A 23,074-nucleotide genomic window follows, 5' to 3' on the forward strand; every position below is an offset into this window, starting at 1 on the left:
CGGATGGTGCGCGAACTCAGCTGAGTCCGCGGATCTTCGTGGCCGCGGCGCGCAGGGTCGCCGCCGGGTCGGCGCCGCGCAGGACGATCGGTTCGACAGCCTCGTCCTGGAGGATGACGACGCCCTGGTTGGACTGCTTGCCGGGGAAGGCGGTGTAGGGCGCCAGGTCGGCCATCTGCTTGACGGCCGAGCCGAGGCGTGGGTCGGCTGAGGACTCCGCCGCGGTCCGCAGCGGCAGGTACCCCATCTGCGACGCGATGAGCTTGAAGCTCTCGTCATTGGTCATGAACTGCACGAACTTCCACGCCGCCTTCGCCTTGGCGGCGTCCTTGGCCACGATCGTCAGGCCGGAGCCGGAGAAAGTGGGGCGGGCGGGCAGGTTGTCGAAGGCGGGCAGCGGTGCCACCTGCAGGGCGAACTTGCCCTTGGCAGCCGCGTCGAGGGTCAGCAGACCGCCGCCGGTGGTGACCAGCATGCCGAGCTTGCCCGAGTTGAAAGCGCTTTGCGCGGAAGCGAAGTCGACGGCGGGCTGGACACCGGACTTGGTGAGATCCTGGATCGTCGACAGCGCGGTGATCACCGGGGCCGAGTCGACGGTGACTTCACCGCTGCCCGACACCAGTGCGCCACCGGCACTGTTGACCAACGACTGGGTCAGGTAGTCGGACTTGCCCGGGTCGGCCGCGGAGACGTACACGCCCTGTGCCTCGGTCTTGTCCTTGATCGCCTGCGCGGCCTGCTTCAGCTGGGCCATCGTCTTGGGCGGCTGGGCCGGGTCGAGCCCGGCGGCGGTGAACAGGTCGGCGTTGTAGAAGACCACCGGGGTGGCCATCATGAACGGCATCGCGACCGGCTTCTTGGCGCCGGCCACCGGGGTCGCCTTCAGCACCGACGGCACGAAGCCCGCCATGTGCTTGTTCCATTCGTCGGTCCCGGCGACCTCTTCGAGCGACCGCAGCGGCAAGGTCTGCGAGGCTTGCGCGACCTTGCTCCAACCGATTTGCGCGACGTCGGGCGGGTTGCCTGCCACCACTTCGCTCTGGAGTTTGGTGAGCGCGTCGGCCGTCGGGACCGACTGTGGTTTCACCGTGATCTTCGGGTTGGCGGTCTGGAAGTCGTTGATCAACTTCTCGATGCCCTTGCCCAGCGGGTTCGCCTGTCCGTAGGTGTAGGACAGGAAGGTGATGGTCACCGGGTCGTCGGCCGAGGCCGGAGCCGAGCTGTTCTGGCCGCAGGCTGCGAGCAGCGTGGTGACCGCGACGAGCACGATCCCCCATCCGGCCTTACGGCCGTGGTGGTGCGAGTTCATAACAGGCTTTCTGTGGAGGGGGTGGTCGAATCGGAGGTCAACGGAGTCGGACTCCGCCATGCGTGACGGTCATGGCCTGGATGCCACGCAAGTTCACATTGGGTCGGTACTGCAGCGAACCCGGAACGAGCACCGGGTCGATCACGCGCGAGGCGAAGGCGGACAGCGCCGCGGCGCCCTCGGCCCGGCCCAGCGCCGCGGCGAGGCAGAAGTGCGCTCCGGCGGAGAAGGCGAGGTGGTCGGCCGCGCCGCGGGCGACGTCGAAACGGTCGGCGTCGGGGTAGTGCGCGGGATCGCGATTGGCCGAGGCCAGCAGCACCAGCATCGCGGTGCCGGGGCTGATCGCCGTGCCGCTCACCTCCATGTCGCGGGTGGCGACGCGCATCACGAACTGGATCGGCGCGTCGTAGCGCAGCACCTCGTCGGCGGCACTGATCCCCAGTCCGGGATCGGCGCCGAGGATCTCACGCTGCGCCGGATGCTGCAGGAGCGCGAGCACACCGTTCGCGATGAGGTTGGCGGTTGTCTCGTGACCCGCGACCATCAGCAGCACACAGGTGGCGAGCAGTTCGCCCTCGCTGAGAACTTCGCCTTCCTCCTCGACCTCGATGAGCCGCGACAGCAGGTCGTCGCCGAGGTTGCCGCGCCGCCGGGAGATCAGGTTGACCAGGTAGTTCATCAGCTCGTTGCGCGCGCCTTCGGCATCATCGAGATCGTCGTTGTGGACGACCAGATTGAAATCGAGGACGCGGCCGAGTCGTCGGGCTGCGGGCTCGAAGTCGCCGAACTCCTCGACGGGGATGCCGAGCAGGGCGCACATGATCCGCACCGGCAGGGGCAGCGCGAATTCCGAGATCACGTCGAATTCGGTCTTACTCGCGATCTGTTCGACGAGTTCGTCCACGATGGAGTGGATCTGTGGCTGCGAGGCCCGAATAACCCTGGGAGTGAAGGCTTTCGAGACGAGTCGGCGAATGCGGGTATGCGCCGGCGGATCGAGGAACAGCAGGGACTCCGGACGCTCCGGGTGATCCCTGCCGAGTCGGGACAGTTTGGGGTCGTTGCGCACCGACGGGTCGCGCAGCACCTGCTGGCAATCGGCGTAGTTGGCGATGATGACGAGGTCGCCGCCTTTGGTGACCAACGGGGACTTCGTGCGCAGCGCGCTGTGGACGGGATAGGGATCGGGTCGGGTATCGGGAGCGAACAGTTCGGCCAGTGTCGACTCAGCGTCGTGCTGGTTGGCAACCGTGGTCGTCATTTTCTGGGCTCCTTCGAAATCGGCGTCGAAATTATTTCGCCTGCACCGGGTAAAAGTGTTCCACCCCGATGTCGCGGGCGACAACGCGGAACGCATTATTGATCAATTGCGGTACGAAATAGATCGCTGTGTCAAGACGGGGATCATCGGGCTTTTCGGGGTCAGCGATTCGATTGCCGAATCGACCGTGTTCGCGGTGCCGTTCGCGATGCGGGTCACCGCGAGGCGGGGAAGACACGCCGTGGAGTCGGCAGGAATTCGGTCGCTGCTCACCTGGGCTTCACGGGCGCGTTCCCCGATGACGTGCGGTGCCGCTATACAAGGTGCATATCTCGGACAAGTCACGTCACTGATTACGCGAGGCGCGCACTATGGAGACACGGCATATCGAGGCATTTTTGGCCATCGCCGACGAACTGCACTTCGGGCGGGCGGCCGCCAGGCTCCACCTCACGCAGCCGTCACTGAGTCAGCAGCTCAAGCGCCTGGAACGCCATCTCGGCGTCGAACTGGTGTCGCGGACGTCGCGGGTGGTGCAGTTGACCCCTGCGGGTGAAGCGTTCCGTACCGACGCCCGGCGGATTCTCGGAGAGGTGCACTCGGCGACCAACACCGTCCGCGACATCGCGGCCGGACGCATGGGCAAGATCAACATCGGGTTCAACGGCCGGGCTGGGCAGCTCATCATGCCCAGGTCACTGGCACAATTGCACGCCAACTATCCCAATATCACCACCAAACTCACCTCCGGCCGCTCCGGACCGCAGCTCACCGCTCTCACGCGCGGCGAACTCGATGTCGGGTTGCTCTACGGTGGCGCGTCCAACGGCGGGTCGGTGTTGTCGCGGTGTCTGCTGCAGATGCGCATCGGCGCGCTGGTCGGGCAGGGGCATCGGTGGGCGGACCGGTCGTCGATCTCGATCCGCGAACTGGCCGAGACACCGTGCGTACTGTTCAACCGCGAGGTGAGCCCGGCGATGTACGACGCCATCATGACGGCGGGCGAACGGGCAGGCGCCTTTCCGAAGGTCGCCGAGTACATGAACGACTCGGTGGCCACCGGGATCACCGTGGCGGCCCGCCGGTACGTGGGGTTCGCGTCGTTCGTCAGCATGGACGAGCCACGCCCGATGGGATTGAAGGTGGTGCCACTCGTCGATCCGGAACCGGTGGTGGAATTACAGGTCGCCTGGCGCGTCGACAGTCCCAACGAAGTGGTGCAGGTATTCCTGGACAGCCTCGATTCGACGAAGAATTTCCTGCAATCCACGATCAGTGGCAAGGTGTACGGAGAACCGTTGGCGAGTTGATTACCATTCGGTCGATTGAGATCGGCAATGGAAATCCGAATCGACGGCCGCGGATGGTGCAATTAAATCATGGCACCTGAACTGAAAACCTCAGCCACCCTCGGTTCGGTATTCGAGGCGATCGATCCGGATAACCCCGACTTCTTGCACCTGCAGCGAATTGTGAGCAAGTTGGTTCCTTTCGGTACCCACGCGGGTACCGAAATCACCGAAATCGGTCCGCACCGCGCGATCGTGGAGATTCCCGACGAGCCCTACATCCTCAACCATCTGCGTACCGTGCACGCGGGTGCGCAATTCCTGGCCGCCGATATCGCCGGCGCGTGCGCTTTCGTGGGCGCGCTGGCGTCACGGTTGTCCGCCATCGACACGTTGGTGCTGCGCGACGCGCGGCTGTCGTTCCGTAAGCCCGCCATCGGCCGGATCCGGGCGATCGGGGTCATCGACCCGAGCGACGTCGCGACGGTGCTGGCGGCCAAGGGCGGCCGGCGACTGGACGTGGACGCGCGGGCGCTGATGTACGACACGGCGGGTGTGCTGGTCGGCAAGGTCGCGCTCGACTACGTCTGCACCCTGGCCGCGGAGGCGTGATGAGCGAGCAACGCACCGAGATCGCCGGGCTGGAAGCGACCACCGTCGCGACTTCCGACGGCGCGGCCCTGTCGGTTCGTCTACTGCCGCAAGCGGATCCGGCCGCACCCGTCGTGCTGGTCCTGCCCGCTATGGCCATCAAGGCCAAGTACTACCTGCCGCTGGTCACGGCCTTGCACGCGGCCGGACTCACGGCCGCGGTCCTCGATCTCCGCGCGCAGGGTGAGAGCAAGCCCGCACTGGGGGAGGGCCCCGGGTTCGGCTATCGCGAGCTGATCGAGGTCGATCTGCCCGCCGTGGTGGACGCGCTGCGGGAGCGTTTTCCGCAGGCGCCGCTGCACCTGTTCGGTCACAGCCTCGGCGGACAGCTCGCACTGCTGTTCGCGGCGGCCGAACCGGAGCGGGTCGCGAGCATCACGACGATCGGCACCGGTTCGGTGTACTGGTGGTCGTTCGAACTGCGCAGGCGCCTCGAGGTGCTCGCGAGCGGACTCTCGGTCGGTGCGATCACCCGGCTGCGCGGCCGGTGGACCGGCGGTCGCGGCATCGGGCCGATGACCGCGGGCGTCATGCTCGACTGGGCACGTCACCTGCGGACCGGTCACTACCGGCCCAGTGGCAGCACCCGTGACTACGACCGGTTGCTGCGCGAACTCACGCTGCCGGTGCTGCTGATCTCGCTCGACGGCGACCCGCTCGGCCCCGAGTCCACGGTGCGGTTCCTGAGCAAGCGGATGGGCGCGGCGCGGCAGCACCGCTGGCACATCGACCGGACTTCGGGCTTCACTCACATCGGCCACGCGTCCTGGGTGAAGGACAGCGGTCTGGTCGCGCCCGCGGTCGCGGACTGGGTCACCGAAGGCCGACCGCCCCGGTAGCGAGGTCCCACACCACTCCCGATCACTCCCGACCGCTCCTCGGCGACGACGGCGTCGTTCGCGGCGCCGACCGTCTACGGCACCTCTCGCTAGCGACCTCTGCCCTCGGGCTCTCAGAAGGATTGGCACAGTGACGACTTCCCTTGCACCCTCGGCGCTCGCCAGGGACGACAACTCCATCTACCGTGCGCTGTCGGAATTGGACAAGCCGGTGTTCGTGGTCCGTGACGATGCCGGCGTCGCGGTGACCACCGACGCCGGTACCGCTCGCGGCAAGCAAGTGCTGGCAGCCGCTCCGGCGTTGCGACCGGAAACGCTGGGCAACAACGAGTTCCGGCAGACCCACGGCGTGGGCTACGCCTACCACGCCGGCGCGATGGCCAACGGGATCGCCTCGGCCGCGATGGTGGTGGCGATGGCGCGAGCGGGCTTGCTCGCCTCGTTCGGCGCCGCCGGTGTACTGCCCGCCCGGATCGACGAGGCCCTGGCCACGATCGGCCGCGAAGCACCGGGAAAACCCTTCGCCTGCAACCTGATCCACAGCCCCAGCGAGAACGCGCTGGAGCGGGCGATCGTGGACGCGTGTCTGCGGCACGAGGTGCGCTGTGTCGAGGCGTCGGCGTTCCTCGACCTGACCCCGCAGGTGGTGCGCTACCGGCTGGCCGGACTGCACCGCGACCCGAACGGCCAGGTGGTCGCCCGAAATCGGGTGATCGCCAAGGTATCTCGCGCCGAGGTCGCCGAACTGTTCCTGCGCCCGGCGCCGCAGCACCTGGTGCGCGGACTGCTCGACGCGGGGGAGATCACCGCCGAGCAGGCGGAGTTGGCTGCGTCGATCCCGATGGCCGACGACATCACCGGCGAGGCGGATTCCGGTGGCCACACCGACCGTCGTCCGCTGGTGGTGCTGCTGCCCTCGCTGCTGGCGGTGCGCGAACGGATACAGCGCGAATACGGCTATGCCCAGCGTGTTCGGGTCGGCGCTGCCGGTGGCATCGGTACTCCGGCCGCCGCCGCGGCGGCTTTCGCGATGGGGGCCTCCTACGTGGTCACCGGGTCGGTCAACCAGGCCACCGTCGAAGCGGCGCAATCCGAGACGGCGAAGCGGCTACTGGCCGCGGCAGGTGTCGCCGACACCACCATGGCGCCCTCCTCGGACATGTTCGAGCTCGGCGTCGACGTGCAGGTGCTGCAACGCGGCACGATGTTCGCGAGCCGGGCCCGGCGTCTGTACGACACCTATCGTCGCTACGACGGCATCGACGCGATCCCCACCGCCGAACGCGCCGAAATCGAACAGAAGATCCTGGCCCGCTCGTTCGACGAGGTGTGGAGCGACTGCCTCGGCTACTTCCGTGAGCGTGATCCCGAGCAGATCGAGCGCGCCGAGGGGAACCCGAAACGCCGGATGGCACTGATCTTCCGATGGTATCTGGGCCGGTCGTCGGGCTGGAGCACGGCCGCGACGCCCGATCGCACCCTCGACTATCAGATCTGGTGCGGACCCGCGATGGGCGCGTTCAACGACTGGGTCGCCGGAACCTACCTGGCCGCCCCGGCGCACCGCCACGTCGCCGAGATCGGGCTGCAGATCATGCACGGTGCGGCGTTCGCCACCCGGGTGAGTCAGTTGCGTGCGGCGGGGGTGCGGCTGCCGGGTCGCTGCTCGACCTACGTCCCGGCTCCGCTGACCAGCATCGAGTCACGATGAGCAGCGCCGTGCAGGGCCACCGAGTCGTGCGGGAATACACGGTCGAGCCACTGGTCACGATGGCCGACGACGACAACTTGGCCAACGTGGTGTTCCGCAAGGCCGAGGCCGACCCCTCGGCCGTGGTGTTCAGCCGCAAGACGGCCGAAGGCTGGCTCGACGTCGGCTACGACGAGTTCGCCCGACTCGTCCTCGAACTGGCGAAAGGCCTGGTGGCCAATGGAATCAGCGCGGGCGATCGGGTACTGATCCTCGGCGGGACCAGTTTCGAGTGGTCGGCGGCGGACTTCGCCGTGCTGAGCGTGGGCGCGGTCGCCGTGCCCGTCTATCCGACGTCGTCGGCCGAACAGATCCACCACATCGTGGCCGATGCCCGACCCAGCGCGTGTTTCGTGGAGACGGACGACCAGCGCGAGCTGATCGTCACGGCCGCGGGGCAGGCGCTGCGTGGGCGGGGCTGGCTGCTCGGCTCGTCGCTGCCCGCGTTGATCGAACAGGGCGCGGCGATCACCGACGCGGAGGTCACCGACCGTCGGCAGGGGGTGCGCGCCGATGATGTCGCGACGATCGTCTACACCAGCGGCACGACGGGCGTCCCCAAGGGCTGCCTGCTGACGCACCGCAACATCTTCGCCGCCGCGGCCAACGTGGTCGAACTCCTCGACACCGTATTCCGGCGCACCCCAGCAGATCCCGCGTCGACACTGCTGTTCCTCCCGCTCGCACACGTGTACGGGCGGGTCGTGCAGTTCGGCTGTGTGCTGGCCGGGGTTCGTACCGGTCTGGTCGCCACCCCCGCGCAGCTGCCCGCCGAACTGCCGATCTTTCGGCCGACGTTCCTGATCGGCGTCCCGTACGTCCTGGAGAAGATCCGCAAGGCGGCGCGCCAGGCACTCGGCGGCGATCGATACGACACCGCCGAGGCGGCGGCGATCGCGGTCGGCCACGCGCGCCGACGCGGTGAGCAGCCCCCGGCGAGTGCGGTGATCGACGCGGAGATCGGCAAGCAGTGGCGCGGCATGCTCGGCGGACGGCTCGAGCACATGGTCGCGGGCGGCGCCTCACTGGAACCGTCGACGGCGGACTTCTTCACCGGGATCGGCGTGGAGATCATCGGCGCGTACGGCCTGACCGAAGCCTCGTCGACGGTCAGCATGAGCGCGCCGCACGCCAATCGGGCCGGCGCGGTCGGTCGGCCGGTGCCGGGTACGACCGTCGCGATCGCCGACGACGGTGAGATCCTGGTCCGTGGCCCGCAGGTCTTCCCCGGGTACTGGCCCGACGGCGGGCACCCGGCCGAGAACTGGCTGGCCACCGGCGATCTCGGCCGACTCGACGAGGACGGATTCCTGTTCATCACCGGGCGGCGCAAGGAGATCATCGTCACCAGTGGTGGCAAGAACGTGGCGCCCGCGCCGCTCGAAGACCGGGTTCGCCTGCACGCCTTGGTGAGCAACTGCATGCTCGTCGGTGAAGGCCGGCCGTATGTGACCGCTCTGATCACCGTCGATCCCGTCGTGCTGGCTCGCTGGGCCGCGGAGCAGGGCGTCGATCTGTCCGGCGGCGTCCCGACCGACGACGCCCGGTTGCTCGCCGAGCTCTCCGCCGGGGTCGAGGCGGCGAACCGGCTCGTCTCCCGTGCGGAGTCGATTCGCCGGTTCGCCGTTCTCGCCGAGGACTTCTCGATGGAGAAGGGGCAGCTGACGGCGTCGCTGCGGCTGCGTCGCGCGGCGATCGAAGCCGACTTCGACGCCGTCATCGCCTCGCTGTATCCGGACTAGGCCGCGCCCAACCAGCAGAAGTACTCGAGATCTACCTTCGCGAGCAAGGCGCCACTGTCGTCGTGCAGCAGGGCCTTTCCGGTGATATCGAACTGCTCCTCGGTCCTGCGCCCGACCACGTCGGCCAGGATCGGGGAGCTCACCGTGCCGCTGGCGCGGATCCGGCCGCGGGCGGGCCGGAAGAAGGTGGCCTTGGTGCCGCGGAGCACGAACGTGCGCACATGCAGGATGCGCGGCGCGATGATGCCGGAAAACGCACCGGCACAGGCGACTTCGGCGGCCAGGAACAACGCCCCGGCATGCACGGTACCCAGGTGATTGCTCATCGTCGGCGCCTCGGGGATCTCGGCCACCGCCGAGCCGGGTCCCAGTTCGGTCATGCGCACTCCCACCAGATTCACGAACGGCACGAGAGTGTCGACGGTCTTGCGGATCTGTTCGTAGTCCGGCGTCGCGGCGCCGGTCATATTCGTCAGCCGAGCCTGCGCTGCGGCGATTCCGGGGGCCGGTTCATTTCCAGTTGGCATGCCCCAATTAGCCCATATCAAAACGTTTTTCGTGATGAACGGAAGTTGAATTCAACTATTCATCCGAGCTGCCGGATCGCTAATAATCGACTCCATTGTTCGAGAACGTCTATTCATGTAATCCGATTGGAAATCGGTGCGCGAATCATGCGGTTCGCCTCCGTAAAATCGCAACCGGGGCCATAAGCGTTTCATTTACTGAGGAGTCACCCTGATGTATGACGCGATTGTTGTCGGCGCGCGGTGCGCGGGTTCACCGGTCGGCATGTTGCTGGCGAGGCAGGGGCATCGAGTCCTGGTGGTGGACCGTGCCACCTTCCCCAGCGACACCGTCTCGACGCACTACATTCAGCAGCGCGGGCTGGCCCGGCTGGCCCAGTGGGGCCTGCTCGACAAGCTGATCGCCACCGGTGTGCCGGCGATCAAGCGCATGACGGTGTCCTACCTCGACATCGTCATCGCGGGCTTCGCCGATCCGATCCAGGGCATCGATGCCACCTACGCGCCGCGGCGCACCGAACTCGACGCGATCCTGGTCGAGGGCGCGAAGGAAGCGGGCGTCGAGGTTCGCACCGGCTACACCGTCAGCGAGCTGATCATCGAGGACGGCGTGGTCGTCGGTATTCGCGGTTCGGTAGCCGGTGGTGAGATCGCCGAGGAGCGGGCTCGCATCGTGATCGGCGCGGACGGCACCAACTCGTTCGTCGCCAACGCTGTCGGCGCCGAGACCTATACGAAGGTCGCGGCCGAGTGCTTCATCTACTACAGCTACTTCAGCGGCCTGTCGCAGACCGAGTTCCACAGCCGCATCGGCGACAAGCAGCAGATCGGCATCTGGCCGACCCACAACGACCAGACCCTCGTCGCGGTCATGCGCAAGATCGACACCTACGCCGATTTCCGCGCCGATGTCGAGGCCAACTTCGTGAAGGTCGCGCGCGAGATCCTGCCCGAGTTCGCCGAGGAACTGGTCACCAAGGGCAAGCGTGAGGACCGTTTCTACCCGATGCGGTATCCGGACAACTACCGCCGCCAGTCGCACGGCGAAGGCTGGGCACTGGTCGGCGATGCGGGCTACCACAAGGACCCGTTCACCGGACTCGGGATCTCCGACGCGTTCGACTACGCGGCACTGCTCGCCGAGCGGGTGCACGAGGGTCTCACCGAGCAGCGGCCGATGGCCGAGGCGCTCGCCGATTACCAGCGCGAGCGTGACGAGAAATCGCAGTCGGGTTTCGAATTCACCTGCACGATTTCCACGCTCGAGCTGACCCCGCAATTGCTGGCTGTTTTCCGTGCGCTGGAAAACAACGAAGAATATGCCAAAGACTTCTTCGCTATGGTCGGCGGCGGAATGACCGGCGAGGAATTCTTCGCGCCGGAACGTATCGCGAAATTGCTCGGTGCCAACGTATGAGCTGATGGTGCTCGGCGACAGTTTCGCGGAGGGGCGCGGCGGTTCGGTCAACGCCGACGGCTCCTTCGCGGGATTTGTCGCGCACGTCGAGCACCTGCTCGGAATCTCCGGCGCGACACTGAACCTCGGTTCCTACGGGGCCACCACGCAGGATGTCATCGACCGGCAGCTGCCGGTCGCCCTCGCCGCCGATGCTCCGCTGGTCGGCGTGATCGTCGGCGGAAACGACCTGGTCACCGACTACGACCCGGATCGCTTCCGCCGCAACCTCCGTCAGATCTATGCCGGGCTGGCGCGCCCCGGTCGGCTGGTGTTCACCACGAACTGGCCGAGTATTCCGGACCGCCTGCCCGGCCTGCCCGAATCCGTCCGCACGGTGTTGCGGTCGCGATTCGCGCAAGCCAACGACTATCTCGACGACCTCGTCCACGAGTTCGATCTCGTGCGACTCGATTTGGTGAACGCACCCATCACCGCGGACCCGGTCATGTGGTCCCCGGACGGCATGCATCCGAGTCCGGCGGGCCATCAGCTCATCGGCACGGCGATGGCCGACCTCATCGACGAGGTCCGGACTGTGCGAGTTTCGCAACTCTGAGCAGAAGACAAGGGATAGCAACCATGAACGACCAGCTTCGGCACTCCGAAGACCCGGCCATGACGAGGCGACTAGCCGACAATCCGATCGCGATCGTCGGACTGAGCGGACTGTTCCCGATGGCCGCCAACTTCCGTGACTTCTGGCAGAACGTCGTCGACGCCGCGGACTGCATGTCCGACGTGCCTGCCACGCACTGGAACCTCGACGACTACTACGACGCCGATCCCACGGCGCCCGACAAGACCTACTGCCGCCGTGGCGGTTTCGTGCCCGAGATGCCGTTCAGCGTCACCGAGTTCGGGCTGCCGCCCAATCAGCTCGAGGTCACCACGGTCGTACAGCTGCTGAGCCTGCTCGTCGCCCGTGACGTGCTCGCCGACGCGGGCGCCGTCGGGTCGGACTGGTACCGGCCCGAGCGCACCGGTGTGGTGCTCGGCGTGGCCGGGCCGACCACCTTGTCGCACCCACTGGCCGCCCGCTTGTCGACGCCGGTGCTCAAGGAGGTCATCCGCAGCTGCGGGCTGACGCAGGCCGACGCCGAGCAGATCGGGCAGAAGTACGCGGACGCCTTCCCGTCGTGGGAGGAGAACTCGTTCCCCGGTCTGCTGGGCAATGTGATCGCGGGCCGGGTCGCCAACCGGCTCGACCTCGGCGGTATGAACTGCACCGTCGACGCGGCGTGCGCGAGTTCGCTGTCGGCGGTGCACGTCGCGATCAGCGAACTGGTGTCCGGTCGTGCCGACATGATGATCACCGGTGGCTGTGACACCGAGAACTCGATCTTCGGCTACCTGTGCTTCAGCAAGGTCGGGGCGCTGTCGCGCTCGGGTGTGATCAAGCCGCTCGACGACACCGCCGACGGCACCCTGGTGGGCGAGGGCATCGGCATGATCGCCCTCAAGCGCCTCGCCGACGCCGAGCGCGACGGTGACCGGGTGTACGCGGTGATCAAGGGCATCGGATCGTCGAGCGACGGGCGCTTCAAGAGCATCTACGCCCCGCGCGCCGAGGGGCAGCAGGCAGCGCTGCACCGCGCCTACGAGGACGCGGACTGCTCGCCCGCCACGATCGGGCTGTTCGAGGCGCACGCCACCGGCACCCGCGTGGGCGATCAGACCGAACTCGCCGCGTTGAACGCGGTGCTGCGCGAGGCCACTGACGAGACCGGCTACGCCGCGATCGGCAGTGTGAAATCCCAGATCGGCCACACCAAGGGCGCCGCCGGGGCGGCCAGCCTGATCAAGCTGGCGCTGGCGCTGCATCACAAGGTGCTGCCGCCGACGATCAATGTCACCGCGCCGAACAAGGCACTCGACGACTCGTCGCCGCTCTACATCAACACCAGGACCCGGCCGTGGATCCGCGATCCGCACCGGCCGCAGCGTCGCGCGGCCGCGTCGGCGATGGGCTTCGGCGGCACCAACTTCCACGCGGTGCTCGAGGAATCCACCGGCGATCGTGCCCGCACGATGCACCGGACGGCGCGAGTGTGGCTGTGGCACGCCGCGTCCACCGCGGAACTGGCGAGCCTGCTGAGCTCGGGCGCCGAGCCCAACGGCGACGCCGGGATTCCGGACGAGCACGCTCGCGTGGGTTTCGTGGCGCGCGACGAGCAGGAAGCTTCGGCACTGCGCGCACTGGCGGTGACCGAACTCGCCGGTGACGCCGAGGAGTGGAACCATCCGCGCGGCATCGTCTTCCGTCGACGGGCCATGCCCGATCTGAAGATCGGCGCGCTGTTCGCCGGTCAGGGCAGCCAGTACGTGGACATGGGTCTGGCGGCGGTCCTGAACAACCCCACCGTCGCCACCGCCTTCGACGAGGCCAACGCGGTGTTCGCCGACGCGGCCCGCCCGCCCGCCGCGGTGGTGTTCCCGCCGCCGGTCTTCGACCCCGAGCTGCGCAACGCCCAGGAGGCGACGCTGCGGCGGACCGAATTCGCCCAGCCCGCGATCGCGGCGTTGTCGGTGGGGCAGTACCGGTTCCTGTCCGAGCGCGGCCTGACCTGCGCCGGCTTCATGGGCCACAGCTTCGGTGAACTGACCGCCCTGTGGGCGGTGGATTCGCTCGACACCGCCGACTACTTCACCCTCGCCAGGGCGCGCGGCGCGGCGATGGCGATCGACACCGACACCGACGCGGGCACGATGGCCGCGGTGCAGGCCGACCGTGAACAGGTCAGCGCGATCCTCGCCGATCATCCCGATGTGAGCGTGTGCAATCACAACGCACCCGACCAGGTGGTGGTCGGCGGCGGTACCGCGGCCGTCGCGGAGTTCGTCGCGGCCGGCCGGGCGCGTGGGCTGACCGTGCGTGAATTGCCGGTGGCCGGCGCGTTCCACACCCGTTATGTCGCCCATGCGGTCGAGCCGTTCAAGGCCGCGGTGAAGAGCGTCGGCATTCGCGCCCCGAAGGCCAAGATCTACGCCAATTCCCGGGATGCCGAATACGGTTCGCGGGTCGCGACCAACCGGCGGGTACTCACCGAGCAGCTGCTCGAGACCGTCGAGTTCGTAGCAGGTCTGCGGGCCATGCAGGCCGACGGCTGCAATGTGTTCGTCGAGTTCGGGCCGAAGGCCACGCTCACCTCGCTGGTGCGCCGGACTCTCGGCGCCGAGGTGATCGCCCTCTCGACCGACCAGGGCCCGACCGGCGACAGCGACGTGGCGCTCAAGAAGGCCGCGCTGCAGCTGGCGGTGCTCGGCGCGCCGATCGTCGATATCCACCGCCACGATGCCGCACCGTTCGCGGTGCCGGAGGCGCCCGGCATGGTGGTCCGGCTCAACGGCCGCGATTTCGTACCGGAATCCCGTAAGGAGCTCTACCGCAAGGGAATCGAGGAGCACGTCGTGTTGGAAGCTGTCACGCAGGCGCGGCTGGACGCCGAAGCCGATGCCGCGGCACAGGCGCAGGTGGTCGCGCAAGCGCACGCCGCCGCGCAGGAACGAGTCGCGGCCGAGTCCTACGCCGCCGCGCAGGCGGCCGCGGAAACGCACACCGCCACCAGGGAACTGGTGACTGTCGAAGCTCCGGCCGCCACGCAGGTCCGGGCGGGATCGGCGGTAGGGTCGACGGTCGCAGATCGGTCCGCGACGGGACTCGACGCGGCCGCCCAGCAGCACCTCGACATCCACAGCCGGTACGCGGAGGGGCAACTCGAGGTCGCCGAAGGCCTGGTCTCGGTATTGCGCGACGCGCAGCGGACCGGCGGTGCCGATGACCGCCTCCACTCGACCGTGCACGCCATCAAGGAACAGAGCCTGGCGATCGGCCGAACCCACGTCCGGGTCAACGAAATCCTCGCGTCGTTGTCCGGCCTCGAATACGGGTCGCCGGCGCCGACCGTCGAGGTTCCGAGCCGGAACGGGACGAACGGCTTCCACGCCGAACTGCCCACCGGCAATGGAAACGGCAGCCACACCCACGCGGCAGCGCTGCTCGGCCACCAGACCGCCACGCGCCCCACGGTGCCCGACAGTGTCCCGCAATCAGCCGCCCCACAACCGAATCCGGCTCCGCCGTCGGTTCCCGATGTCGTTGCCGAGCCGGCTTCGGCGGGCCGGACGGTCGAATCCGCGCTGCCAGTCGTAGCGACCGAGACTCCGGCACTCGATGCCGACGCGGTGTGGTCGGTGTTGTCGCAGGTGATTTCGGAGAAGACCGGTTATCCGCCGGAGATGCTGGCGCTGTCGCTGGATCTGGAAGCGGATCTGGGTGTGGACTCGATCAAGCGGGTCCAGATCATGGGTGCGGTCGGTGAGCGCATCGACGGTGTGCCCGCCGTGGGCCCGGAGCAGGTCGCGGAACTGCGAACCCTGAGCGACATCGTGGACTTCGTCGCCGCATCCGTGGTTTCGGGGCCGAGTGTCGCGCCTTCGACAACCGGTCCGGCGCTCGATGCCGACGCGGTGTGGTCGGTGTTGTCGCAGGTCGTCTCGGAGAAGACCGGCTACCCGCCGGAGATGCTGGCGCTGTCGCTGGATCTGGAAGCCGACCTCGGCGTGGACTCGATCAAGCGCGTGCAGATCATGGGTGCGGTCGGTGAGCGCATCGACGGTGTGCCCGCTGTCGGTCCCGAGCAGGTCGCGGAGTTGCGCACGCTGAGCGACATCGTCGATTTCGTCGCTGCCTCGGCGATTCCCGCACCGACTGGTGAACCGGCGACCGAAGCGGTGGTCGATGCCGACGCGGTGTGGTCGGTCTTGGTGCAGGTGGTTTCGGAGAAGACCGGTTATCCGCCGGAGATGCTGGCGTTGTCGCTGGATCTGGAAGCGGATCTGGGTGTGGACTCGATCAAGCGGGTCCAGATCATGGGTGCGGTCGGTGAGCGGGTCGATGGTGTGCCCGCTGTCGGTCCCGAGCAGGTCGCGGAGTTGCGCACGCTGAGTGACATCGTCGATTTCGTGGCCGGCTCCGCTGCCCCCGCAGCGACCACGTCCGCGTCGGCGGCCCCCGCGGACCCCGTGTCGGACAGCGATCGTGGACTTCAGCCGGGATCCGATCGTGGTGGGATCGTGGACGATCCGGTATTGCTGCGGATCGTGCCGGTCGAACTTCCCGATATCGACCGCGTCGCCGAGCCCTACGCCGCGCAGCGGACAGCCTTGATCGTCGACCACGGTGACGACACCGCGGCGACTCTCGCGAGTGGCCTCGAGCAGCAGGGATGGACCGTGCATACGGCCTCCGTCGCGGCCGCCGACAACGCCGGAATAGCCGCCTGGGACGGTGCCACCGTGCAGGGGGCGATCGAGTCCGCGCTGAAAGACGTTGTGCGGCTGGATCTGTGTTTGACCGTGCTGCCAGCCGACAGCCAGTGGCTGGTGGGTGGTCATCGGCTCGCCGATACGATCCACACCGCCACGCTGGTGCACGACCGCCTGGTGGCGACCGCCGAAGCCGGTACGCGAGCGGCGTTCGTCACGCTCACCCGCATCGACGGCGTGCTCGGCCACCGAGGTGATCGAGCGGCTGCCGCCGCCGTTGTCGGCGGGGTCAGCGGTCTGGTCAAGACCCTCGCGCAGGAGGCCCCCGGACTGTTCTGCCGGGCACTCGATCTCTCGCCGCACCTGACCGACGAAGCGCTGGTCGAAACCCTCCTCGCCGAACTCGACGACGCCGCGACCGACGCTCGCGAAGTCGGGGTCGACGCCGAACGGACCCGCCGGACACTGCGCCCGCAGGCGGTTGAAAGTAACCTCGCAGCAGCAGAACTCACCCTCACCACCGACGATGTTCTCGTTGTCACCGGTGGCGCACGGGGCGTGACGGCACGGTGTGTTCGTGAACTGGCCGCTCGCCGACCGTGCGAGTTCATCCTGCTCGGACGCACCGAACTCGACGACGAACCGGAGTGGGCGGCAGGTGTCGCCGACGATGCCCTCAAGGCCGCCGCCATCGCCGCCGTGCGCGCCGCGGGTGAGCAGCCGACACCGAAGCAGGTCGACCGGCTCACCCGAAATCTGCTGGCACAGCGTGAGATCCGCGCGACCGTCGAAGCGGTGGCCGAGACCGGCGCACGGGTGCGCTACCTCGCGGTCGACATCACCGATATCGAAGCCACCGAGCGGGCACTCGCCGAGGACGCGGGCCGGGTCACCGGCATCGTGCACGGTGCGGGCGCACTGGCCGACTCGCTGCTCCCCGCCAAAACGGCCGACGACATCCGCCTCGTCCTCGCGACCAAACTCGACGGGCTGTACAACGTGGTCAGTGCCCTGCGCGACGCCACGCTCGGCCATCTCATCCTGTTCGGGTCGGTAGCCGGGGTCTACGGCAATCCGGGTCAGGCCGACTACGCGGTCGCCAACGAGGCCCTCAACCGGGCGGCGGTGAGCTGGCGACGACAGGGTCTGGCCGGACATGTCACCACCGTCAACTGGGGCGCCTGGGACGGTGGCATGGTGACCCCGCAACTGCGCGAGGTCTTCCTCGCCCGCGGTGTCGCCCTGCTCGGGATGGATGCCGGTGCGCGGATGTTCGCCGAGCAGTTCGGCTCCGGTCGCGCCGACGACGTATCGGTGCTGGTCGGTCCCGCAGCTCCGCTGGCCACGGCCGTAACCCTTACCCCGACAAAGCCTTTCACCACCCATCGTGATCTGGCGGCACTGGCCACCGACCCGGTGATCGGCGACCATCGAGTCGGCAAGTTCCCGGTGTTCCCAGCGGCCGCCGGGCTCGGCTGGGCGATCAATGTGCTCGAGCGCGCCAACCCGGGCCTGCGAGTGGTGGAATGCACCGGTTTCGAGGTGCTGCGGGGAATCGTGTACGACGGAAAGGACGAGCGGTCCTACCGGCTCGAGGTACAGGCGGGCACGGTCGTCGAGGACCGCCTGAGCGTTACGGTCTGGATCCGCAGCGACGAACCCGGCAAGACGCTGGCGCCGTCGCACTTCACCGCGACGTTCGCCCTCGCCGCCGAAACATGGCCCGCCCCGGTACTTTCCGGCTGGCCGGGCTACGCGATCGGTGAAGGGGCGGAGAACGGCCTCGACGTCTACCGTGCCGCGGATCTGTTCCACGGGCCCCTGCTGCAGGGCGTGCGCCGCATTCTGGAGCGGACGGAGCGTCGCCTCGTCGTCGAGGGCAAGCTCGCCGACACCCGGATCGGTACCGGCAACTACGCGGGGGCACTGCACAGTCCGGTGCTGGCCGATGTCGCGATCCAGTCCGGTGCGCTGCTCGGGGTGTGGTTCATGAGCTCGGCCTGCCTGCCGCTGTCGGTCGGGCGGATCGAGTACTTCGCCCCGCTGCCCGACGACAGTCCGTTCGTGATCGTCGTCGACGACCTGCGCGCCAACGCGGGCGGCACGGAGGTCACCGTGACAGTCACCGCGTGCGATCCGAACGGCACTGTCCTGCAGCGCTATAGCGACCTCGCGGTGATCGCCACGCCGGAGATGACCGAGAAATTCGCCGAGGCCGTGCGCCTACGTGAGCAGCGCGCGTGAGCATCGTCGACGTCAGGAACGGAGATCCGATGACCACCACACCACTGGACACCCTCGACTTCGACGGTGAGCCCTTCGATGTCCTCGCCTGGACGTTGGCACTGGAGCCGGCCACCAGCCCCGCCTCGCAACCGTCCACCGCACCGGCGGGCCCGACGCACACCGCGTCGGTGCCCGCGTTGCAACCGCCCATCGTCCCGGTGCCCGCCGTTCAACGACCCACCGCACCGGTGGCGGTGGCCGGCCCCGTCGACGCCGTTGCCGCGCTCCTGCAGGAGGTTCGGTCCGAGCTCGTCACCGCACACCTGTCGGCGATGGACGTACAGACCGCGTTGCAGCGGCGCGCGCTCGACACCCTCGGCAGCAACGAGCAGGGTGCCCGGTCCCACCGGGCACCCGCACCCGCGCCGACCACCTGGGCGGAACAGACCTTCGCGGTCATGATCGACTACGCGCCGGCCACCGGATTGTCGGTCTCCGCCGCGCCGGGACACCCGGTGGTCTTCGAGCTGCCACCGCCGGCGACCACCATGAATGCCTTCAAGTTCCTCGCCCGCACACCGATCACCGCGCTGGACGGCGGTGCCCTCGCCGCACTGGGCAGGGGCGAGGTGGCTGCCGTCTTCGGCCCGGCTTACGACCAGGAAGGCGTCAACCCCGACATCCGGCTGACCGACGGCGTTCACGGCAACCTCACCGAGGTGCTCGAGATCGCCGGACGCGAAGGTCCATGGGCCAGAGGGCGGTTGCGGGCGAGCTGCCGCATCGATGGCCCGGATCCGGTCACCGCAGCGACCGAACTCGCCTGGCAGGCCGCCCAGGTCTTCGCGGTGCGCGCGGGCCTGCACCTGTGCCTGGCCGGTGCCCGATTCCAGGCGAGCGAGCCCCTCGAAGTGACGGTGTCCGCCCCGATGACCGGACCCGCCGAGCTGATCGCCGACGTGGTCCAGATCGACCTGCTGCCGCGTCCATGGCTTCGGATCAATGCCGAAATCCGTTGCGCGGGCGCAGTGGTGGCAACCGTGCACGGCCTCGCCCTGGAGATCAGGGAGGAGCAGGGTCTGGCGATCGGTCCGGATGCCGGTGGCGAGATTCCCCGATTCCTCGGCCGCCGCAACGTCTTCGGACAGCGGGCTCTGCTCGGTGAGTTCCACATGACCCACAGCGCGCGCGGCGATCTCGGCATCGCGCTCGGCCCGGAGTTCTCGGCGTACGCGGGTCGCAGGGCCACACGCATGCCCAACCACGGACTTCAGCTCTGCGATCGGGTCATGGCCGTCGACGGGCGACGGGGGCAGCTCGACGCGGGCAGCGCGCACACCGAATACGACTCGCCCGCCGACTCCTGGTACTACGTCGAGTCGGCCAACGCCTCCATGCCCAACGTCGTCTACATGGAGACCTCGCTGCAGTCGGCGTTGCTGCTCGGCTACTTCCTCGGCGCCACCCTCACCTCGCCCCAGGAGGACTTCAGCCTGCGCAATCTCGACGGCTCCGCGACGGTGCTGCGCGAGGTGGACCTGCGGGACAAGACGATTCAGCAGACCAGCAGGCTGATCGACACCACGGTCCTGGTCGGCGTCGTGCTGCAGACGTTCTCGTACGAACTCGCCGTGGACGGTGAACCGTTCTACGCGGGGGAGTCGCTGTTCGGGTTCTTCAACGCTCCGGCGCTGGCGAACCAGAACGGACTCGACAACGGCGAATTCGTGCCCACATGGCTCGACCGGCAGGAGCGACGCCCCGCTGTTCGCGTGATCGACGTGGCCGCGCGTCGAGCTTCGGGTACCGGCATGCCGTGCGCGGTCGGGCACCTGGCGATGCTCGACCGCATCGAAACCGTCGACGGCGCGGGAGAATTCGGGCTCGGTTACCTGCGTGCCACCCGTGCGGTCCGCGCTGACGATTGGTTCTTCGGCTACCACTTCTACCTCGACCCGGTGATGCCCGGATCCCTCGGTGTCGAGGCGGTCATCCAGGCGATGCAGGAGTGGACGGTCGACGCCGGTCTCGCCGCCGAACTGGTCGCGCCGGAATTCGTCGTTCCGGTCGGCGTGGCGTTGTCGTGGCGCTATCGCGGACAGATCCTGGCGAGCGACGAGCTGATGACCCTCGAGGTGCACATCAAGAGCGTCGAACGCCGCCCGGGCCGGATCCGGGTGCTCGCCGACGCGAGCGTCTGGAAGCCGAACATGCGGATCTACGAACTCACCGGTGTCGCCGTGGAGTTGCGCGATGGCGATGCCCAACCCTGGTGAGGCGCACGGGCATCCGGTGGTCGTCGCCGACGCCGCGCCCTCGTCGATTCGGTGGCTGCCGGTCCTGGTGCTTTCCCTCGGCGCGTTCTGCGCCGGGACCGACAACTACCTCGTCGCCGGGGTACTGGCGCCGATGGCGGCCGACCTACGGGTCTCCGTCGCCGGCGCGGGGCTGTTCGTCACGGGTTACTCCCTGGCGTACGCCCTCGCCGCGCCCGTCGTGGTCACCATGCTGCGGGTGCGCTCGCCACGGCGGCTGCTGCTCATCGCGATCGCGCTGTTCGTCGTCGTGAATCTGCTCGCCGCGGTGGCGTGGTCACCGTGGGTGATGGCAGTGGCGCGCGTCGCGGCCGGGTGCGTCGCGGGGATCTATGTGCCGCTCGCCGGCGCGGCGGCGGCAGCCATGGCTACCGCGAACCGTCGCGGTCGGGCGCTGGCGGTGATCCTCGGCGGCATCTCGATCGCCACCGTGGCGGGTGTGCCGCTCGGGGTGTGGGTCGCCGGGCTGTCGTCGTGGCGGATGGCGTTCGTCGCCGTCGCCGCGGTGGCGCTGATCACGACTGTCGGTGTCGCGCTCACGGTTCCGGCGGGCGAGGGCACACCCGTGGTGTCCCTGCGGCAGCGACTCGCACCCCTGCGGCACCCACCGGTGTGGCTGGGGCTCGCGGTGACGATCTCGGGCATGACCGCGGGATTGATGGTGTTCACCTATGTGGGCCCGATCTATACCGAGGTCCCCGCCGTGGGAGCCGATCACGTCGGCGCGCTGATCATGGCGCACGGCGTCGGGGCGATGTTCGGCCTGTGGGGCGGGAGCGTGCTGGTCGACCGATTCGGCGCGCGGCCGGTACTGCTCGGCGCGTTGACGATTTTCACCGCGAACCTGGCCTGGCAGCCGATCGCCGCCCACACCTTGGCGACCACCGTCGCCTTCGTCACGGTGTGGGGTGTGGTCGGCTGGGCCTTCCTGCCCGCGCAGCAGCACAGCATGATCGCCGACGCGACCCCGGAGCAGGCACCGATGTTGTTGTCGCTCAACGGGTCGGCGATGTATCTCGGGGCCGCGTTCGGCTCGGCGATCGGCGGAGCCGTCATCGCGGTCCTCGGTACCGATCACATCTGGATGTTCGCCACCGGCTTCGGCGCGATCAGTGTCGCGCTGTCGCTGGTCCGTCATAAACAATTCCGATCCGACGATCGGCAATTGTCACACGCCGTCGCCGACCGCTGAACGCCTGGCTACGGTAAATAATGTTCAGCCCGGTTCCATACCGCTGAGGTGAATTGCACAATGAATCCCGATCCGCGCAGAAAAACGATCAGTAGTCCCTATATCCACCGACTGCAACGACGACACTTCCTGCTGTTCGATATTCTCCCGATCATCGGCACGGTCGTCGCCTTCGCCTTCCTTCTGGTCCGGCCCTTCGGTGTGCTGGAATTCGCCCTGCTCTTCGTGATGTGGCTGCTCACCGGACTCGGCGTGACGGTCGGCTATCACCGGCTGTTCACCCATCGCACGTTCAAAGCCGCGCCGTGGGTGACGTGGGTCCTGGCGATCCTCGGCTCGATGGCGGGCCAGGGCCCGGTCATCTCCTGGGTCGCCCTGCACCGGCGCCACCACGAATACAGCGATCGCGAAGGCGACCCGCACTCACCCAACCTCGCCGGTGACGGCCTGCGCGGTGCGCTGCGCGGCCTGGCCCACTCCCATTTCCTGTGGATGCGCCGCCACGAGTACCCGAACGTCGTGCACTACGCGCCCGACTTGATCAAGGACCGGGGGCTCGTCCGCATCGCCCGCCTCTACTACTACTGGGTGGGGCTCGGGCTGTTGATCCCGACCGTGATCGGTGGCCTGGTCTCGATGAGCTGGACCGGCGCGGTCGCCGGCCTGCTCTGGGGTGGGTTGGTGCGCATCTTCGTCCTCGAGCACATCGTCTGGGCGATCAATTCGTTCCTGCACATGTTCGGAACCCGAAACTACGAATCCCGCGAGAACAGCCACAACGGTGGCGTATTCGCCCTGGCGACGCTGGGGGAGTCGTGGCACAACAATCACCATGCCTTTCCCGAGTCGCCTTCCTTCGGATTGGACTGGTACCGCCTCGATCCCGGTTTCTGGCTCATCCGAACACTGGCATTCTGTGGTCTCGCCTGGGACCTGAAAATGCCGTCCGCCGAACGCATGGCAGCCAAGCGAATCTAAGGAATTCTCACCGTGGATACAAGTAAAGAAGCCATTGTCATCTGGTGCCAGGAATACCTCGCGAGTCTGCTCGAGGTACCGGCCGCCACCATCGACCCGGCCACCGATTTCGATCGCCTCGGCATCGACTCGGCCCTGGCCGTCGCGCTGCTGATCGAGGTCGAGGACCGCTACGGTGTCGATCTGGCGCCCGAGGACCTGTTCGACAACCCCAACCTCGACGCCGTCGCCGCCTACCTGCACGAGCAGAGCCGGCGGAGTGTGGGGTAGC

At 67.8% G+C, this 23,074-nt stretch carries 15 protein-coding genes; 12 read left to right on the forward strand and 3 right to left on the reverse strand.

Going from position 1 to position 23,074, the window contains the following annotated elements:
• Nucleotides 1-16: 16 nt before the first annotated feature.
• Both NS1_RS21690 and NS1_RS21695 read right to left on the reverse strand, forming a co-directional pair.
• Nucleotides 17-1,309 (reverse strand): ABC transporter substrate-binding protein, encoded by a 1,293-nt coding sequence (locus NS1_RS21690; protein WP_062987201.1) that lies wholly within the window; start codon nt 1,307-1,309, stop codon nt 17-19.
• A gap of 37 nt (nt 1,310-1,346) precedes the next feature.
• A complete protein-coding gene (locus NS1_RS21695; RefSeq protein WP_062987203.1) occupies nt 1,347-2,570 on the reverse strand; it encodes a cytochrome P450 in 1,224 nt (407 codons plus the stop codon).
• A 371-nt stretch (nt 2,571-2,941) separates the two neighbouring features.
• On the opposite strand from NS1_RS21695, the gene NS1_RS21705 reads away from it, so the two are divergent.
• The 5 genes from NS1_RS21705 (at nt 2,942) to NS1_RS21725 (ending at nt 8,841) form a co-directional block, all read left to right on the forward strand.
• Nucleotides 2,942-3,880 (forward strand): LysR family transcriptional regulator, encoded by a 939-nt coding sequence (locus NS1_RS21705; protein WP_062987205.1) that lies wholly within the window; start codon nt 2,942-2,944, stop codon nt 3,878-3,880.
• Between the two features lie 69 nt (nt 3,881-3,949).
• On the forward strand, nt 3,950-4,471 hold the full coding sequence (locus tag NS1_RS21710) for a DUF4442 domain-containing protein (RefSeq protein WP_084465483.1): 522 nt from the start codon (nt 3,950-3,952) through the stop codon (nt 4,469-4,471).
• Nucleotides 4,471-5,349, forward strand: coding sequence for an alpha/beta hydrolase family protein (locus tag NS1_RS21715; protein ID WP_062987207.1), 879 nt, complete (start codon nt 4,471-4,473; stop codon nt 5,347-5,349). The genes NS1_RS21710 and NS1_RS21715 overlap by 1 nt, the downstream gene beginning before the upstream one ends.
• A gap of 130 nt (nt 5,350-5,479) precedes the next feature.
• Entirely contained in the window at nt 5,480-7,060 is a 1,581-nt protein-coding gene (locus NS1_RS21720; RefSeq protein WP_062987209.1) for a PfaD family polyunsaturated fatty acid/polyketide biosynthesis protein, read from the forward strand.
• Nucleotides 7,057-8,841 carry an AMP-dependent synthetase/ligase gene (locus tag NS1_RS21725; protein WP_084503898.1) on the forward strand — a complete coding sequence of 595 codons (1,785 nt, stop codon included), beginning with the start codon at nt 7,057-7,059 and terminating at the stop codon, nt 8,839-8,841. Before NS1_RS21720 ends, NS1_RS21725 begins: the two co-directional genes overlap by 4 nt.
• Here the strand turns inward: NS1_RS21725 and NS1_RS21730 are convergent.
• Complete coding sequence (locus NS1_RS21730) at nt 8,838-9,368, reverse strand: PaaI family thioesterase (protein ID WP_082843840.1); 531 nt, start codon at nt 9,366-9,368, stop codon at nt 8,838-8,840. The genes NS1_RS21725 and NS1_RS21730 overlap by 4 nt on opposite strands.
• A 214-nt stretch (nt 9,369-9,582) precedes the next feature.
• Between NS1_RS21730 and NS1_RS21735 the strand changes: the two genes are divergently transcribed.
• From NS1_RS21735 to NS1_RS21765, 7 genes are read left to right on the forward strand one after another with little or no spacing between them, the layout of a single operon-like run.
• Nucleotides 9,583-10,785: an NAD(P)/FAD-dependent oxidoreductase gene (locus NS1_RS21735; protein WP_062987213.1), complete on the forward strand. Its 1,203-nt coding sequence runs from the start codon at nt 9,583-9,585 to the stop codon at nt 10,783-10,785.
• Nucleotides 10,772-11,383 carry a GDSL-type esterase/lipase family protein gene (locus tag NS1_RS21740; protein WP_214516732.1) on the forward strand — a complete coding sequence of 204 codons (612 nt, stop codon included), beginning with the start codon at nt 10,772-10,774 and terminating at the stop codon, nt 11,381-11,383. The genes NS1_RS21735 and NS1_RS21740 overlap by 14 nt, the downstream gene beginning before the upstream one ends.
• Nucleotides 11,384-11,406: 23 nt before the next feature.
• The gene (locus NS1_RS21745; RefSeq protein WP_063816223.1) at nt 11,407-18,336 is read left to right on the forward strand and encodes a type I polyketide synthase; all 6,930 of its coding nucleotides are present in this window, start codon (nt 11,407-11,409) and stop codon (nt 18,334-18,336) included.
• A gap of 29 nt (nt 18,337-18,365) precedes the next feature.
• Nucleotides 18,366-20,594 (forward strand): hotdog family protein, encoded by a 2,229-nt coding sequence (locus tag NS1_RS21750; RefSeq protein WP_062987347.1) that lies wholly within the window; start codon nt 18,366-18,368, stop codon nt 20,592-20,594.
• Nucleotides 20,572-21,825, forward strand: a complete 1,254-nt coding sequence (locus tag NS1_RS21755; protein WP_062987217.1) for an MFS transporter — start codon at nt 20,572-20,574, stop codon at nt 21,823-21,825. The genes NS1_RS21750 and NS1_RS21755 overlap by 23 nt, the downstream gene beginning before the upstream one ends.
• Before the next feature lie 60 nt (nt 21,826-21,885).
• The gene (locus NS1_RS21760) at nt 21,886-22,803 is read left to right on the forward strand and encodes an acyl-CoA desaturase (protein WP_062987219.1); all 918 of its coding nucleotides are present in this window, start codon (nt 21,886-21,888) and stop codon (nt 22,801-22,803) included.
• A gap of 12 nt (nt 22,804-22,815) precedes the next feature.
• On the forward strand, nt 22,816-23,073 hold the full coding sequence (locus NS1_RS21765; RefSeq protein ID WP_062987221.1) for an acyl carrier protein: 258 nt from the start codon (nt 22,816-22,818) through the stop codon (nt 23,071-23,073).
• Nucleotide 23,074 lies beyond the last annotated feature (1 nt).

Origin of the sequence: Nocardia salmonicida NBRC 13393 (assembly GCF_001613085.1) — a bacterium.
Classification (GTDB): domain Bacteria; phylum Actinomycetota; class Actinomycetes; order Mycobacteriales; family Mycobacteriaceae; genus Nocardia; species Nocardia salmonicida.

Bases quoted from the DNA above. Each gene is read 5' to 3' on its own strand.
- NS1_RS21690 (WP_062987201.1), bottom strand. From the start codon at position 1,309: ATGAACTCGCACCACCACGGCCGTAAGGCCGGATGGGGGATCGTGCTC.
- NS1_RS21695 (WP_062987203.1), bottom strand. From the start codon at position 2,570: ATGACGACCACGGTTGCCAACCAGCACGACGCTGAGTCGACACTGGCC.
- NS1_RS21705 (WP_062987205.1), top strand. From the start codon at position 2,942: ATGGAGACACGGCATATCGAGGCATTTTTGGCCATCGCCGACGAACTG.
- NS1_RS21710 (WP_084465483.1), top strand. From the start codon at position 3,950: ATGGCACCTGAACTGAAAACCTCAGCCACCCTCGGTTCGGTATTCGAG.
- NS1_RS21715 (WP_062987207.1), top strand. From the start codon at position 4,471: ATGAGCGAGCAACGCACCGAGATCGCCGGGCTGGAAGCGACCACCGTC.
- NS1_RS21725 (WP_084503898.1), top strand. From the start codon at position 7,057: ATGAGCAGCGCCGTGCAGGGCCACCGAGTCGTGCGGGAATACACGGTC.
- NS1_RS21730 (WP_082843840.1), bottom strand. From the start codon at position 9,368: ATGCCAACTGGAAATGAACCGGCCCCCGGAATCGCCGCAGCGCAGGCT.
- NS1_RS21735 (WP_062987213.1), top strand. From the start codon at position 9,583: ATGTATGACGCGATTGTTGTCGGCGCGCGGTGCGCGGGTTCACCGGTC.
- NS1_RS21745 (WP_063816223.1), top strand. From the start codon at position 11,407: ATGAACGACCAGCTTCGGCACTCCGAAGACCCGGCCATGACGAGGCGA.
- NS1_RS21750 (WP_062987347.1), top strand. From the start codon at position 18,366: ATGACCACCACACCACTGGACACCCTCGACTTCGACGGTGAGCCCTTC.
- NS1_RS21755 (WP_062987217.1), top strand. From the start codon at position 20,572: ATGGCGATGCCCAACCCTGGTGAGGCGCACGGGCATCCGGTGGTCGTC.
- NS1_RS21760 (WP_062987219.1), top strand. From the start codon at position 21,886: ATGAATCCCGATCCGCGCAGAAAAACGATCAGTAGTCCCTATATCCAC.